This window comes from Nonomuraea sp. KM90, assembly GCF_052246675.1.
In the GTDB taxonomy this organism is placed as follows: Bacteria; Actinomycetota; Actinomycetes; order Streptosporangiales; family Streptosporangiaceae; genus Nonomuraea.
The window spans coordinates 12,003-26,776 of the sequence record NZ_JBQQCB010000078.1 but is presented as its reverse complement, the minus strand read 5'-3'; the positions used below and the strand labels follow the sequence as shown (position 1 = coordinate 26,776).

General features: G+C 72.0%; 13 protein-coding genes. 3 read left to right on the top strand and 10 right to left on the bottom strand.

Annotated elements, in window-relative coordinates:
• The first annotated feature begins 183 nt into the window (after positions 1 to 183).
• Positions 184 to 414, top strand: a complete 231-nt coding sequence (locus tag ACTWPW_RS43865; protein ID WP_443172207.1) for a PASTA domain-containing protein — start codon at positions 184 to 186, stop codon at positions 412 to 414.
• Between the two features lie 26 nt (positions 415 to 440).
• On the opposite strand, the gene ACTWPW_RS43860 is transcribed toward ACTWPW_RS43865, so the two are convergent.
• Positions 441 to 2,606, bottom strand: a complete 2,166-nt coding sequence (locus ACTWPW_RS43860; protein WP_443172206.1) for a DNA/RNA non-specific endonuclease — start codon at positions 2,604 to 2,606, stop codon at positions 441 to 443.
• 441 nt (positions 2,607 to 3,047) lie between these two features.
• Between ACTWPW_RS43860 and ACTWPW_RS43855 the strand changes: the two genes are divergently transcribed.
• Entirely contained in the window at positions 3,048 to 3,407 is a 360-nt protein-coding gene (locus ACTWPW_RS43855; protein WP_443172205.1) for a hypothetical protein, read from the top strand.
• 99 nt (positions 3,408 to 3,506) lie between these two features.
• On the opposite strand, the gene ACTWPW_RS43850 is transcribed toward ACTWPW_RS43855, so the two are convergent.
• Positions 3,507 to 4,265: a MerR family transcriptional regulator gene (locus ACTWPW_RS43850; protein ID WP_375108093.1), complete on the bottom strand. Its 759-nt coding sequence runs from the start codon at positions 4,263 to 4,265 to the stop codon at positions 3,507 to 3,509.
• A 10-nt stretch (positions 4,266 to 4,275) separates the two neighbouring features.
• Positions 4,276 to 5,160 carry a DUF2268 domain-containing protein gene (locus tag ACTWPW_RS43845; RefSeq protein WP_375108092.1) on the bottom strand — a complete coding sequence of 295 codons (885 nt, stop codon included), beginning with the start codon at positions 5,158 to 5,160 and terminating at the stop codon, positions 4,276 to 4,278.
• A gap of 189 nt (positions 5,161 to 5,349) precedes the next feature.
• On the opposite strand from ACTWPW_RS43845, the gene ACTWPW_RS43840 reads away from it, so the two are divergent.
• Positions 5,350 to 6,954 (top strand): BBE domain-containing protein, encoded by a 1,605-nt coding sequence (locus ACTWPW_RS43840; RefSeq protein WP_443172204.1) that lies wholly within the window; start codon positions 5,350 to 5,352, stop codon positions 6,952 to 6,954.
• Here the strand turns inward: ACTWPW_RS43840 and ACTWPW_RS43835 are convergent, their stop codons facing one another.
• The 7 genes from ACTWPW_RS43835 to ACTWPW_RS43805 form a co-directional block, all read right to left on the bottom strand.
• On the bottom strand, positions 6,955 to 7,632 hold the full coding sequence (locus ACTWPW_RS43835; RefSeq protein WP_443172203.1) for a response regulator transcription factor: 678 nt from the start codon (positions 7,630 to 7,632) through the stop codon (positions 6,955 to 6,957).
• Entirely contained in the window at positions 7,572 to 9,515 is a 1,944-nt protein-coding gene (locus ACTWPW_RS43830) for a sensor domain-containing protein (protein ID WP_443172202.1), read from the bottom strand. The genes ACTWPW_RS43835 and ACTWPW_RS43830 overlap by 61 nt, the downstream gene beginning before the upstream one ends.
• 171 nt (positions 9,516 to 9,686) lie before the next feature.
• The gene (locus tag ACTWPW_RS43825) at positions 9,687 to 10,910 is read right to left on the bottom strand and encodes an ROK family protein (protein WP_375108849.1); all 1,224 of its coding nucleotides are present in this window, start codon (positions 10,908 to 10,910) and stop codon (positions 9,687 to 9,689) included.
• 151 nt (positions 10,911 to 11,061) lie between these two features.
• Positions 11,062 to 12,312, bottom strand: coding sequence for a serine hydrolase domain-containing protein (locus ACTWPW_RS43820; protein WP_443172201.1), 1,251 nt, complete (start codon positions 12,310 to 12,312; stop codon positions 11,062 to 11,064).
• A gap of 111 nt (positions 12,313 to 12,423) precedes the next feature.
• On the bottom strand, positions 12,424 to 13,002 hold the full coding sequence (locus tag ACTWPW_RS43815) for a hypothetical protein (protein ID WP_443172200.1): 579 nt from the start codon (positions 13,000 to 13,002) through the stop codon (positions 12,424 to 12,426).
• Complete coding sequence (locus ACTWPW_RS43810) at positions 12,999 to 13,709, bottom strand: hypothetical protein (RefSeq protein ID WP_443172199.1); 711 nt, start codon at positions 13,707 to 13,709, stop codon at positions 12,999 to 13,001. Before ACTWPW_RS43810 ends, ACTWPW_RS43815 begins: the two co-directional genes overlap by 4 nt.
• Entirely contained in the window at positions 13,706 to 14,743 is a 1,038-nt protein-coding gene (locus tag ACTWPW_RS43805) for a COG1470 family protein (protein WP_443172198.1), read from the bottom strand. Before ACTWPW_RS43805 ends, ACTWPW_RS43810 begins: the two co-directional genes overlap by 4 nt.
• Between the last annotated feature and the right edge of the window lie 31 nt (positions 14,744 to 14,774).

Here is a 14,774-nt window from a genome sequence, read left to right as displayed (position 1 = left end):
TGATGGAGGGCAGGTTCACGCTGGCGCTCCTGGACGCGCGCCGTACCGGAAACCCGCTTCCCGAGCGACGACCGGCCTGCTTCTTCGACCCGCGCCACGGCATGTCCACGAGCGATGTGCCGTGGACCCCACCGGGAGGGGTCACGCTCACCGCGGCCGCCCTTCTGGCCGCTGCCACGCCACATGACCATCACCCCCGACCTCACCGGCATGGCGATCAACGACGCCCGGCTCGAGGCCTCGCGTGCCCACGTCGATCTGGACGCTCGACACATCGATCCCGAGTCACCTCCCACGCAGGGCATCGTGGCTCGTCAGCACCCTCAACCGGGTGTCCAGGTGGTCAGGAACACCACGGTCACCGTGTGGCTGCGATTCGCGCTGCCGTACCCGACGTGGGGCAAGCCGCGCTGACACCTCGAGGTTGCCGCCGGACAGGCTCACAGCTGGATCCGACGTGGGTCGGAGATCTCCTTCGCGGTGGTGGCCGCCTCCATGCGGTCGAGGGGATCCGCCGCGGCGAGGTCACCGAACGACAGCCGGGTGAGGCCCTCGATTCGCCGCACCGGCACCTGGAAGGTCTTGTACTCGCCGTACGAGAAGTCCTCGGGCACGACCTCCAGGCCGTTGATGAGCCGTTCCTGGCTGAGCAGGTAACCGGTCGCGGACAACTCGCCGGTCCGCTTCACCATGACGACGACCTTCCAGAACTGGCGGGGGAGCTGAACCCCCCGGTACGGATCGTCGTCGTCCGCCAGGACCGGCCCCGTGAAGACACTCACCGTGAGGTCCCGGTTGTCGGCGTTCTCCAGGATGTAGTCCTCCAGCCCGGCCCAGGTGGTCTGGTTCTGGTTGAAGTCCGCGTGCTGCGGGGCGCAGTTGGTGAAGTGGAAGGTGTCGTCGTTGCCCAGCTTGGCGACCCCGCGAGAGGGGCCCCACGCGGGGTCCAGGCGGCGGACCAGGTGACCGCGGTCGAGCGGGTTGGCGCGGTAGATCTCCTCACCGGCCTGGTGTTCCTCGGGCACCCGCGGGTCGAAGGTCCAGCGGTCGGGCTCCCTGCGCAGCCGGACACTGGCGTTGCCGTCGATGTTGACCGCCGTGAAGAACGCCAGCCGCCGCCGCTTGTTCAACACCACACTGAAGTGGTGGTAGGGCAGCACGTACGGAGGGCCGGCGGCGGGTGAAGGAGACCGGTTGACCGCCGCCAGCGGCACCAGGTCGGGATGCAGGGCGGGCAGCGGGACGCGATGGCCCCCGGCGAGGAAGGCCGGGTCGTAGCCCCGGCGGGTGGAGTAGTCGGGATCGATGGAGACGGCCTCCTGCGTCGGCGACTGTCTGCCGGGATCGGCCGCCTCGCACCGGATGTACAGGTCGAACGGCGCCGTGACCGCCAGGGTCCGCGCCGTCCCATCGGAGGGCGGCCGCACCGTTCCCTCAGCCGGCGTTCCCTCAGCCGGCGTTCCGGCGGGCACCGGTCCGTCAGGCGTCCACCCATCGGGCGTCCACCCGTCATGGCCGGGCCGCGCCGTTCCAGCGGGCGTCGGACGCGCCGCCCCGTCACTCGCCGCCCCGTCACTCGCCGCCCCGTCAAGCGGCGGGCGCGGCTCCCTGGGCGTGGTGCCGGTCAGTCTGATCTGTTCGGCGAACACCCTGTCGAGCAGGGCCTGCTGTGTGGAGGGGAGCCGCTGGTCGCGGAGGAAGGCGAGCAGCCGGCTCACCCTGATCCCTTCGTTGACGATGCCGCCGAGCTCCGCATGCCCGGGTGCCGCCACGCTCGCATGATGCAAGGCGACGATCTCCCACTGGTCGTTGAAGACCGGGGAACCGGAGGAGCCCGGATCGGTGTCGCTCTCGTAGTGCAGGAACAGGTCCTTGACGTCGACGATCCGGTTCTCTCGCAGGGCGATCTGCTTCTTCTCGCCCCGTGGGTGCTGGATGATCGTCACGAAGTCCCCGACGATCGCCTTGCCCTCCGCCTGCACCAGCGGGTTGAACCCGAACGACGCCAGCTGCGCCGGGCTCGCCTTGACGGCCACGAGCGCGATGTCCAGCCCTTCGTCGGCGAGGAAGAAGCGGCCCGGGTCCAGCGGCAGGTCCCGTAGCGGGCGCGGCCGGCCGTCGATACCGTCCTGGTAGTCGAATTCGACGATGCTGGGCTCGGCGGTGCCGGCCTCGCTCAGGACGTGATGGTTGGTCAGCAGCAGCTCCGGCGACACGAGCGAGCCGGTGCCGTACCCCGCGAGCCGTCCCCGCCGGTCGCGGATCGTGATCCGGCCCACCGCCCGTGCGGCGGCGACGCCGCCCTCCAGGTACGCCACGCCGAGCAGGTCGTTGGTCTGGATGATCCGTTCCAGGATCGCGCCGGCCGCCGCCATCGCCGCCGGCTCGTGCGCGGCGATGGCCGCCGGGCTGACCGGACGCACATCCGGGTGATAGCGGCTGAGCCGGTCGATCCGGGTCGCGATCCGCGCCGGGTCGTCGGCCATGGCGATCCCGCCCGGCTCCTGGAGGAGCTCGATCCTCCGGCGGCGCTCCTCGCTACGCTCCACCACGCGGGCCTCGACGGCCTCCTGCAACCCGGTGGGCACCATCACAGCGGAATCCATCTCGCCCCCGACTCCGTCGCTCCACATCGCCCCAGGTAGGGCGCCGTTTCCCTGTCTAACCTCAGACGGGGATCCGCGTCGCGGACGACGCACGCCGAGCGCCATTCATGGCTGACCCTTTAGGGATCGTCTGCGTCCAGGCGGGGCTTGGGCCGGCTGCGCCTGCCCCTGGGAGGCAAGCCAGGAGGCCATCGCCATGGCGCGTGGAGACCTCACCGATCCGTGGCCGAGCGGGGCCCGATCCCGGGGTTACGGCGGCGGTCCAACGCGGTGATGCGGCAACAGGATCCGCCCAGCAAAGCTCGCCATGGAACCGAAACCGGACTTTCGACCGTCCTCTCGATAGAAGGGATCGACCAACCGCCCACCCATCGCATCAGTTCCCGTGACAGCCCGTAGGTCAACTCCGCTGGACCCCGTTCGAATAAGGAGTACGAATCGGTGAATCCACACGCGCTCACCCACCGGGCAAACCGACTCGGCTGGGATGTGCAGACCGTTCCGCGATCCTCCGGCCCTACGGTCATCCTGCGGCGTGACGGCTGGCGTCTGGAAATCGCCTTCGACGGTCACGCACCCAAGGAGGCCACCGCCAACGAACCCGGTCACAACGTCGGCAGGCAGCTCAACCTCCGCTCGATCAACGACTTCGTACACCAGCCACGCACAGATCGGTTAACTCGCCCGCGCCACGATCGACGGCAGGATACCCGCCGCCCGGGCGACCATGAAGTGGGCAAGCATCTCGACGACGGAGACGGCGACCGCGACCAGGACGCCCTGCGGGACGGTGATCGTTGATCGTCATCCGATGTGCGGGTACGGCCCGCAGGTGACGAGGCGCTCAGGCCGTGGCGTTCCCACGAACCGCCTGCCGTCGCGGTCCGCGGACCGCACGAGCTACATCCGGGTCCGCGCGTACGTGTGCAGTGCGTCGCGGACGAACGCCGCCCCCGCGGCGTCGTCGTACATGCCGGTGAAGCGGGGGTCGTCGACGTACATGTCCCCCAGGCCCTTCACCATCTCGATCGAGCGCTCCCGGTCGCCGTCGGCCGTGGGGGTACCCGGGATCTGGCTCAGCCACCGGACGTGCCGGGCGGCCAGCGACTGAGCGTGTTCCGATGCCGGGGAAAGCCCGGCCTTCGCCGCGGCGACCCATGCGGCGACGAGGTCCTCGGTGTCCTGCTTCCAGGCCCGCTGCTGGTCGAGGGTCTTGCCGTGCCACCAGTCGTTGCTCACTTGGAACGCGCGCTCGCCCCAGCGTGAGATCACCTCGTCCTTGTAGTGGTCGTTGAACCCCGCCAGCATGACGTCCATCCGCGGTTCCGCCCCCGCCTGCAGGGCCTCCAGCGTGTGACGCACCGAACGGATCTGGCGTTCGATGCGGTCCCGTTCCTCCTCCAGCGCGGCGATGTGGCCGCGGAGCCCGTCGCACGTGTCCACCTCGTCCGCCAGGACCTTGGCGATGGCCGGCAAGCCCATGCCGAGCCGGCGCATGAGCAGGATCCGCTGTAGCCGGGCGACCGCGCCCGAGTCGTAGTAGCGGTACCCGTTCGCGCCGACCCGGGACGGCGACAGGAGCCCGACGCGGTCGTAGTGACGCAGGGTGCGGCTGGTGATGCCGGCCCTTGCCGCGAGCTCCTGGATCGTCCACTCCATCGTCCCAGTGTCACCCGCGGCGCAGCGTGGTCGCGATGATCTCCGAGCTGTCGGCGTGCAGGGCCTGCGCCGCCGTCCGCCCGGTCGCCGCCAGGTAGGTGTCGACCAGCCGGTTGCCGGCGGCGTACCCGGCGCCCATCGGCAGTCCCACCGGGGTGACGCCGAGGTGCTCGGCGCCGGGGTCGCCGTGCACCCAGGCGGTGAAGTTGTGCATGCCTGTCACGTCGAGTCCGGTGAGCACCTTGGCGAAGACCTCGTCGTCGTGCAGGTGCGGCACGCCGATGCGGGCGGGGCCGAGCTCGTCGCCGTAGAGCTGACGGGCGAAGGCGTCGGCCAGGCCCTCACCAACGATGTGCTCGCCTACCGTGACGGTCATCGGGTCCCACACGACCCCGCCCGGGCTCCACCGCAGGTTGTGGTGCAGTTCGTGCACGGCGGTGGCCTCAAGTCGCTCCACGTTCTCGGGGAAGGGCCAGCACGTGATGGCGATGTTGCCCGAGATGCCGCCGAACCCAGTCAATCCTAGGCAGGGACCCATGAAGTGTTCGTCACCCGGATCGCCGAGGACGAACAGCACGGTGATGTCCGGGGCCTCCAGCCCCGGCGTCGCCTCCAGCAGTACGGCGAGAGCGTTGTCGAGCGCGCGTTGCATCCGCTCCCAGGCCCCGGCCGCCGCCAGGGTTTCGAGCGCCGCCAGGCAACGTTCCTCGTCGCGGTCGATGGGGAACCCGGACGATTGGAGGTGTACGGCTACCAGGTCAAGCTCGCCGGGGTGGTAGCGGTACATACCCTTGTTGGCCTCCAGCATCGAACGCAGCAGGTCAACGCGGTCCGCGACCGGGGACAGCAGGATTCGCCGCATGGCGGCGTAGGTGTCAAGAACAGTGATCGACATGGCCCCGATGCTAGAAGTTGACGCAGCGTCAACGTCAAACCGGCGGCGCCCGTACGGCATCCGCCACAGCCGGCTGACTGGGGGTTATCTCCCATCTCAGACGGGTGCCAAGGCGGTTCCCCGCCCGGTGACCACGCTCCTAGCGTTGCCAACGCACGGATTTCAGCTGCGAGCAGGAGGTGGTCGATCGTGAGCAAGGTGACCCGGCGCGGGTTCATGGGCGGGGCGGCGGCAGTCGGCGGAACGGCGGTGCTGGGCCTCGGCCCGCCTTCCAGAGCGGGGGCTCAGGAACTGGGGCCGGTCCGGGTAGCCGCGGGTGACCCGCGCTATGAGGATCTCGCCGTGCGCCGGACGAACCAGCGGTTCACCCCCCGACCGGAGTACTTCCACGTGGTCGGCTCGACCGAGCAGGTGGAGAGGGCCGTGGAGGAGGCTGTCGGCGCCGGCAAACGGGTCACCGTGCGCAGCGGCGGACACTGCTACGAGAACTTCGTCGGTGACGGCGCGCAGGTCGTGATCGACATGTGTGAGATGTCGGAGGTGTACTTCGACGACAGGCGCGGCGCGTTCGCGATCGAGGCGGGCGCGACGTTGATGCAGGTGTACCGGAAGCTGTACCTGGGCTGGGGGGTGACGATTCCCGGCGGCCAGTGCGGCGGGGTGGCGGCCGGCGGCCACATCGCCGGCGGCGGCTACGGCCAGCACTCGCGCCGGTTGGGGGCGGTGGTCGACTACCTGCATGCCGTGGAGGTCGTGGTGGTGGACCGCTCGGGGCGGGCACGGGCGGTGGTAGCCACGAGGGATCCGTCCGACCCCGACCATGACCTGTGGTGGGCGCACACGGGCGGCGGAGGCGGGAACTTCGGCGTCGTGACGCGCTACTGGATGCGCGACCCGAAGGCGAAGGGGAGGGACCCCCGTGCGCTGCTGCCCAAGCCGCCGCCCGCCCTGCTGGTCTGCCCTCCGGCCTGGTCGTGGAGCGATATGACCAGGGAGTCCTTCACCACCTTGCTGCGCAACCACGGCGAGTGGCATGAGCGCAACAGCGCCCCCGGCTCGCCGTACGCGGGGCTCTGGAGCGCGCTGATCGTCCAGAGCCGCGCCCAGGGGGCGGATCCCGGCGGCATGATCCTGCCGACCATGATGGACGCTTCCGTTCCGAACGCCGAACGCCTGCTCACCGAGTACTTCGCGGCGCTGACGCGGGGAGTGGGGGCGCGGGCGTACATCCCTCCGGTGCGACGGCTGCCGTGGTATCACGCGGTCAGCACGCAAGCGCTCGGTGCCGACCAGGAGTCCGGGAGGTTCAAGGCCAAATCCGCCCAGCTGCGCCGGCGGTTCACCGACCGGCAGATCGGGGTCGCCTACGACCATCTCAGCGTGGCCGGTCCGGCCTCTTCGAGCGGGGTGCTGCTGCTGGCGTCGTACGGCGGGCAGGTCAACACCGTGGCCCCCGGCGCGACCGCCATGGCCGAGCGCGACTCGATCCTCAAGGCGCTCTATCTGGGCACCTGGACGGAAGGGGAGGGCGCCGAGAGCATCGCGTGGGTGCGGCGCTTCTACCAGGCGATGTACGCCGACACGGGCGGCGTACCGGTCCCGGGCGGCGCGAACGGCGGCGCCTACGTCAACTATCCCGACATCGATCTGGCCGATCCGGCGTGGAACACCTCCGGCGTGCCCTGGTCCACGCTCTACTACGGCGGCAATTACCCGCGGCTGCAGCGGGTGAAGGCCCGCTGGGACCCGCGCGGGGTGTTCCGGCATGCCCTGTCGGTCCGGCCCACCCGTTGATCAAGGCCCAGCGGGGTCCGGCGGCCCCGGCCGTGCGTGGTTGAGGAACGCCAGCACGGCCAGGACCCGGCGGTTGGTGTCGTCGGTGGCCTCGAGGTCGAGCTTGGCGAAGATGGCGGCGATGTGCTTGCCGACCGTACCCTCGCTGACGTAGAGCCGGCCCGCGATGGCGGCGTTCGACCGCCCCTGCGCCATGAGCTGGAGCACCTCGCGCTCGCGCGGGCTCAGCGACGCGACCGGGTGCAGGGGAGAGGTGCCGCCGAGCAGCTTCGAGATCACCTCCGGGTCCATGGCGGTGCCGCCGGCCGCGACCCGGCGCAGCGCGTCGACGAAGTGGCCCGTGTCGAACACCCGGTCCTTGAGCAGGTAACCGACGCCTCCGGCGCCGTCGGCCAGCAGCTCGCGGGCGTAGATCTGCTCGACGTACTGCGACAGGACCAGGACGGGAAATCCGGGATGGCGGGTGCGGGCCTCGATGGCGGCTCGCACCCCTTCGTCGGTGTAGCCGGGCGGCAGGCGCACGTCCACGATCGCGGCGTGCGGCCGGTGCGTGGCCAGGGCGTCCAGTAATTCCTCGCCGGTGTCCACGGCGGCCACGATCTCGACGCCGTGAGCTCTCAGGAGGTGGGTGAGCCCTTCCCGGAGGAGGTAGACGTCCTCGGCGAGGACAACGCGCATGGGATCTCCAAGATGGCAACGGTCGGTCCGCCCGGTGGGCTGGACAGGATCAGAACTCCGTCGAAGCCGTCGAGCCGACGGCGGATGCCGTGCAGCCCGCCACCGCGCCCGGCCGCGGCGCCGCCCCGCCCGTCATCGGCCACGGTGACCGTCAGCACGCCGTCCGCGTGGCGCAGCTCCACCAGGACACTTGTCGCGGTGGCGTGCTTGGCGGCGTTGGTCAGTAACTCGGACACGGCGAAGTAGACCGCCGCCTCGATCGGTGCGGCCACCCGGCCCGGCAGGCGCACGCGAACCTCCGCCTCCAGCGGAGCGTCCATCGCCAGGGTGCGAACGGCGTCGGCGAGCCCGCGGTCCGCGAGCACCGGCGGATGGATGCCCCGGATGAGCTCGCGCAGCTCGCCGAGCGCGATCACCGACATGTCCTTGGCGCCAGCGATCATCGCCCTGGCCGCCTCGGGATCCCGATCGATGAGCCCTTCCGCCGCCCCCAGCGTCATCCCGACGGCCACCCACCGGGCCTGCGCGCCGTCGTGCAGGTCGCGTTCGATCCGGCGCAGCTCGGCCGCCTGGGCGTCCCGGATCTGGGCGCGGCTGCTGGTCAGCGTGTCCACCCGGCTCGTCAGCAGCGCCGCCCTGGTCGGGCCGAGCAGCGACCGGCTCAGCAGGGCATGGCAGCGCAGCAGCGCCGGGGCGACCGCCAGGCCGAGGGCGGCGGCGACCAGGCCGGCCACCGGAGCCGGGACGCCCGCCAACGCCGGTACGGCGGCGTGCAGCAGGTCGTCGGGCGACCACGTCAGCCCGGTGAGGAGGCCCAGCCCCTCGGCCCACAACCACAGCCAGCACAGCCCGGCCAGCCCGCCGACGATCAGCGCGGCCGGCCCGGCGAAGAGCACGGAGGCGACGGGCACCTCCAGGAACAACCACGCCAGATCCCGCCACGAGGCCCGGTCGCGTACCATCCATCCGAAGCGCCGCGCCCGCACGGCGGCTCCCCGCGATTGGTGGACCGTCCCGACCGGCCCCCACCCCAGCCGGTACGACCCGTCCGGCTCGGGGTCGGGCAGCGGCGGCTCGGGGCGGTACGGCTCGGCGATCCGCACGCCCGTCCACTCGCCGATCCGGGCCCGGCGCCAGGACACGAAACGACGCGAGCCCAGCACCGTCTCAGGCCACAGCCGCATCGGCATCAGCCCGATCGACACCACCTGGGCCACGGCGAACACCATCGCCACCCCGGACAGCACGACGCTCGCGCACAGACGGGCCCCGGCGCCGGCCCCCGCCCCGACGGCCCGCGCGACGCGACCCGGCGCGCGGCGTGCCGACGGCGCGAGCAGCACCCGGGTCCAGCGGGCGTGCAGGTGCAGCAGCCGGGGCCCGAGGGCGAGGCCGAGCAGCATCGCCGCGGCGCCGGCCGGGCGGTGGAACCACACCGCCGCGACCCCGCCGCCGATCAGCGCCGGCGCGAGTCCCGCCAGCACGCCGCCGACCAGCGGGTTGAGCATCATCCACGACAGGTCGCGCGCGGTCGCCGGATCGCGGCCGATCCACCGCAGCCGCGCCAGGTAGGCGGGCAGGAACGCCGAGCGGAACAGGGCGTCGCCGTCGCGGTACCAGCCGTCGGCATCGCGTACGGGCGGCGGCGGAGCCGGACGGTAGGGCGAGGCGATCTCCACGCCACCCCACCGGGCGGCCAGCCGCCGGGCCAGTGTCGGCAGCCGGCGCCCGTGCTCGACGAAGAACGCCGGGGACGGCAGCCCCGCGTGCGCGCCCACGAAGATCACGACCAGGAGCGGCGGTCCCAGCAGCGCGAGCCCTGCCAGCGCCAGGCCGCGCAGGGGCGCGCTCGTGTACCCGACGAACCCTCTGCTTCGCCCCACCCTGCGCCTCCACGAGCCTCACGGTCCCGGCCGCGCCCGTGGGCCCGGACCGTCCGACTCCTCGATTCTGCGTCGCCGTACCTGCGGTCGGCACGATGAAAGCACGCCGGGGGAAGGCGGCGGCATGGGTGCCAGCACCCATCCGCGGACGGTGCGGGAAGGTGACCGGGGTCAGCGGAGGGCGGCCAAGGTGCTGAGGGGGTTGTCCAGGAGGTTCGCGAAGGCGAGTTCGGCGGCCCCGGCGAGCGTGGTGTCGTCGCCGAGGGCCGTCACGGCCAGGCGGACACGTTCGCGCGACACCGGCAGGACATGCGCGTCGATCCGGGCGTGCACGCGTGGCGCGGCGCCCGGGTAGACGTCGCGGAGCATCCCGCCGAAGACCACGAGCGCCGGGTTGAACAGGTTGATGAGGTTGACGACGCCGACGCCGAGCCAGTCGCCGACGCGGTCGAGGGCGTCCCGCGCGCGGGCGTCGCCGGCCCCGGCGAGGGCGACGACGGCCCGGATGCCGTCGCGCCCGACGAGTTCGTCGGACCGTCCCGCGTAGTCGAGCAGCGCCTCTTCCCCCACCTCGGCCTCCAGGCAGCCGCGCGACCCGCACAGGCAGGGCCGCCCGTCGAACGGGTTGACCAGCATGTGCCCGAGCTCGCAGCCGTAGCCCGCGTCGCCGTCCAGGAGTTTGCCGCCGACGATGATCCCGCCGCCGACGCCGACGTCCCCGTGCAGGTAGATGAGGTTGTCGACGTCGCTTCCCGCGCCGCGCACGTGCTCGGCGATCGCACCCAGGTGCGCCTCGTTGCCCACCTCGACGGGAAGCCCGAGGCCGAGCCCGGCGGCGAGTTCCGCGCCGAACGCCTGGTCCACCCAGCCGAGGTGCGGCCCGTACCGGACCGTGCCGTCGGCGCGCCTGATCAACCCGCAGTACGACGCGCCGACACCCACGCACAACGCGCCCGGACCGGCCCCGACGACCAGTTCGCGACCGAAGGCGGCGAGGACGCCGACGACGTCCTCCAGGTCGACCCCGGCGCGGGCGCGCACGGCCTCGCGGCGGTCGAGGACCCGGCCGCCGAGCCCGACGCGGGCCGCGAGCAGCCGATCCACGGCGACGTCGAAGGCGAGCCCGTACACCGTCCCCCGCTCGGGCATGACGACGATGGACGGGCGCCCGGCGCGGCCCCGCCCGATGGGAGCGCCCTCGCGGACGAGCCCGGCCGCGGCGAGTTCGGCGGTCAGGTCCATGATGGTGCTGCGGTTGAGGCCCATCCGGCGGCTGAGCGCGGCCCGGGACACCGCCCCGTCCTTGTGGACGCACCGCAGCACCTCGCTCAGGTTCCGCTGCCGCATCTGCTCCTGCGTCCGCGCGCCCGCCGCCGATCCCGTCACCCCCGCCAGCCTAGGACCTGCCTGCGAATGATCACAGCCCGCGCGGGAGGCAGGCCATGGTGACGACGGCAAGACCGGAGGCGGCGGCCTTGCCGTAGCGGGTGACCCGCCCGCTGCGACCTTGCCGCAGCGGATGACCCGCCCCGCGCCGCGCCGCCGGTCACGGGGTGGCGGTGCCCCTGTCCACGCCGATCGCCGGGAGCGGCAGGGCCGCCCTGGTCGCCACCCCGGCGTCAGGCCCGCACGCCGCCTCCAGCAGGTGGTCCCCGAGCGCGAAGTCGATGGCGTGCGTGACAGGACTACCACTCTCGTCGAGCTGCTGGTAGTTCCTCAGATTGGTGCCGAAGGCGAACTGGCGGCCGCCGTCGGCGTCGGAGAACGCGAAGGTCTGCATGCCGGGGATGCTCCCGTCGTGCCCCCAGAACCTGCCGCACGGCAGGTCGAGGGGGTAGATCCCGAGACCGTAGTCGAACACGGCGCCCGAGAACGACCGGATGGGCACGGTCTTCTGCATCTCTGCGAGCAGGGGAGCGTCGAGCAGCTCGCCGCGCAGCAGCAGCCGGAAGAAGCGGTTGAGGTCCTCCATCGTCGAGGCGACCGCACCAGACGTCCAGGCCCAGGACATGTTGTAGACGCTGTAGTCCTTGGGCGGGTCGAAGTAGCCGAACAGCGCCTCGTACGCCTTGGAGCTCGGCCCAGGGAGGTACGGCGTACGCGGGAACGACGTGTGCCGCAGCCCCGCCTTGCGGAAGACCTGGTCGGTGATGTACCGCTCGGCGCTCGTGCCCGTCACCTTCTCCAGCAGCAGGCCGGCGATGACGAAGTTCGTGTTCGAGTACGCCCCGGGTGTCACCCCCGGCTGCCCGGTCGCGGGGGCGCCGAGCCCCGCCCGCGCCAGCTCCTCCGGCGGGAAGGCGCGGAAGCGGTTGGCGTCCAGGCTCTCGATCGTCGGGAAGATCACCTCGGTGTGGTTGGCGATGTGGCTGGTGTGGTCGAGCAGCATGCGTACGGTGATCCGCTGCCCGCGCTCACCCGGGACCAGGTCCGGCAGGTAGCGGCCGATGGGCGCGTCGAGCTCGATCGCGCCCTTGCCGACCTGCTGTAACACGGCCACGGCGACGAACGATTTGGTGACGCTCCCGGCCCGGTGCACCATCTCGGGACGCGTCAGGCGGCGGGTCTCGACGTCGGCGACACCCGCGGCGCCCGTCCAGCTCCGCCGGCCGTCCACGACGCTCGAGTAGGTGCCGTACATGCCGGCCTCGTGCATGGCGTCCAGCGTCTGGCGCAGCCGCTGCCGGTCGAGGCCGCCGTCCTCGGCGGCGGCCGCGGGTCCCGCCGCGAGCAGCGCGGCGGCCAGGGTCGCGGCTCCCAGCCGCGAGGCGAACGTGCTGAATCGACGAATGGTCATGGCGCTCAGCATGAGCCTTCCGCCCGGCGGGGGTCAGTGCGCTGTGTCACGGGTCCCGCATGACAGAAGTCAACTCTCGCACCGAGCCGGCGTGGCCGTCGCCGAGGTCCTTCAGCGCCGGACACCCGCGCGGTTGTGCCGCCAGGCGAGGCCGATCCAGGCCCCGAGGGCGGCCAGCGCCGCGAGGACGATGATCCCGATCTTGAGCGGAGTCCCCATCGCGCCTTCGTCGTCCACCACGGTCGACGCCGCGGCGGCCTTGTTCCGCGCGGGCGCCGTCGCCTGCTCCGGGGTGGGAGCGTTCACGGGCACGGCGGCGACCACGCCCGCCTTCACCTTCACCGTCTTCTTCGCCTTGGAGGGTTCGGTGGCGGTCACGGTGACCCGCCACTCCCCGCTCGGCAGCGGCTCGGCGGAGCGGTAGAGGTTCTGGCCCTCGCTCGCCGACCGGAGCGGCACCGGGCCGAAGGACCGGCCGTCGGCCGAGGTCGCGGTCAGCGTCGCCTCGACGATCTCCGTGACGGGATGGCCGTCCTTCTTGTACGTCACCAGCACGTTGACGTTGTCGGCGCCGTCCCCCGTCACCTCCAGCTCGATGGGTCCGCCGTGCGCGGAGGCCGCCGGTGCGCCGAGCACCAGAGCGAGCCCGGCCAGCAGGACGGTGAGGACGTATGCCGGTGCCTTCTTCACGAGTGGTGACTCCCCTCGGGTTCGGTGTCGGGGGTGAGCGCCCCTTCGCCGGGTGATGTCGGTAGGAACACGTGCTGGTGGCCGTAGCCCGCGTCGATGTTCACGGCGTCGAGAGCGGTGGCTCCGATCGACCAGGTGAAGAGCGCGTCGGCGCGCTGCCGTACGGCCAGGTCCATGGCGGCGGTGCGGGCCGGTCCGGTGAGGTCCCGCGCGGCCGCGTAGGTGTCGACGGTGGTGGCGATCTGCCGTACGGCGGAGGCGAGACTCGACCGCGCCACGTTGGTGGCGGTCTCACCGGACGGCGGGTCGGCGAAGCCTTGGACGGCCGCGGCCGCCGCCTGCTGCCAGGTCTCGACGTCGGCGGCGGTCACCGCGACGGGCCCCGCGGTGCCGTCGGCGGGCATGGCCCGGCCCAGCCCGTCGAGCACGGGGACGAGCCGGGCCCGCGTGCTGCGGGCCAGCTCCGTCAGGGTCTTGATCTGCGTCTTGTCGCGGAGGGCGGACTCGGCACGGAGGCGATCGGCCGTCCGCTCGATCGAGCTCGGCCGGGTCATGCCGAACACCGCACCGCCGGCGACGATCGCGCCGAGCGTGAACGCGGCGATGAGGGCGAGCACGCGGCCCCGCATCGCACGCCGTACCGGGGGCGGTTGCCTGAGTCGGTTGATGGTGGCCACCTCCTGAGGGCGGATGTCGATGGTGCTCACGCCTGCTGAGGCGCGCCTCGGGCGGCAAGCATGATCAACTCTTCGATACGCCTGCGGCGCCGGGCGGCGATCAGCCGGATGGCGAGGAAGGCGAGGACGAGCAGGGCGAGGAAGCCGAGCTGCGGCCACGGCAGGGCCCAGACCGTGGTGTCGATCGCCACCCGCTCGGCGGTGACGCCAGGAAGCGGCTGGCCCGCGGGGGAGGGGATCGCCGTGACCGTCGTGCCGACGGGCCCCAGCGGCCAGGCGCCCGGCACCCGCGCGACGAACGTGCGGCTGCCGCCCGGCATGAGTTCCCTGGCCTTGGCCGCGGACGGGTCGCTCCAGCTGCTCTCACCCACGAACGTGGACGTCAGAACCCGGTTGTCCGTGACCAGCCGGACGTTGCCGACGTTGGCCACGGTGTAGGTGACCTCGACCGATCCGGCGGCGAAGGGGTTCCACGATCCCGTGTACCCGGCCCGCACGTCGGTCACGGCGACCTTGGCCACGAAGTCGCCGGTGACGCGGATGTTCAGGCGGACGCCCACCCGGTTCTGGACCCGTACCTGGCCGGAGACGGTCTCCAGGGACGCGGTCACACCCGCGGGGTGGTCCCCCGGCGTCGCGTTCTGCGGGATCGACACCGTCACCGGCACGACGGAGGTGGCCCCGGCGGCGATGGTCACCTTCTCGGGGACCGCTATCCAGGAGCCGCCGTCGGTGGGTGCGGTGTCCGAGGGCCGCATGTCGAAGTAGCCCTTGGAGGTCAGGTAGCCGTCGTTGGCGTCGATCGCGAAGTCGACCGGCTGGGTGGAGCGGTTGATGACCGCCACGTGCTCGACCACCTGCTGGCCGCCGGCGAGTTCGAGGTCGATGACGCTGCGGCCGTCGGGACCGCCGGCGTTGGCCGGCACCACCGACCAGGTGATGTCGGCGCCGGACGGGGCGGCCGACGCCACCGCGTCGGACGGAGTGGCGACCAGCAGGGCAACGCCGAGAGCGGGTAAGGCGGCGAGGCGGGCGAGGGCGGCTCGCTTACGGCTTGTGGTCAACAGAGGTGTCTCCAGTCTCATCGTGGGCGGC

What these genes read in the sequence shown, in the direction of transcription:
- ACTWPW_RS43865 (WP_443172207.1), top strand. Translation starts at nt 184, where the DNA reads ATGACCATCACCCCCGACCTCACCGGCATGGCGATCAACGACGCCCGG.
- ACTWPW_RS43820 (WP_443172201.1), bottom strand. Translation starts at nt 12,312, where the DNA reads ATGACCATTCGTCGATTCAGCACGTTCGCCTCGCGGCTGGGAGCCGCG.
- ACTWPW_RS43845 (WP_375108092.1), bottom strand. Translation starts at nt 5,160, where the DNA reads ATGTCGATCACTGTTCTTGACACCTACGCCGCCATGCGGCGAATCCTG.
- ACTWPW_RS43850 (WP_375108093.1), bottom strand. Translation starts at nt 4,265, where the DNA reads ATGGAGTGGACGATCCAGGAGCTCGCGGCAAGGGCCGGCATCACCAGC.
- ACTWPW_RS43835 (WP_443172203.1), bottom strand. Translation starts at nt 7,632, where the DNA reads ATGCGCGTTGTCCTCGCCGAGGACGTCTACCTCCTCCGGGAAGGGCTC.
- ACTWPW_RS43860 (WP_443172206.1), bottom strand. Translation starts at nt 2,606, where the DNA reads ATGGATTCCGCTGTGATGGTGCCCACCGGGTTGCAGGAGGCCGTCGAG.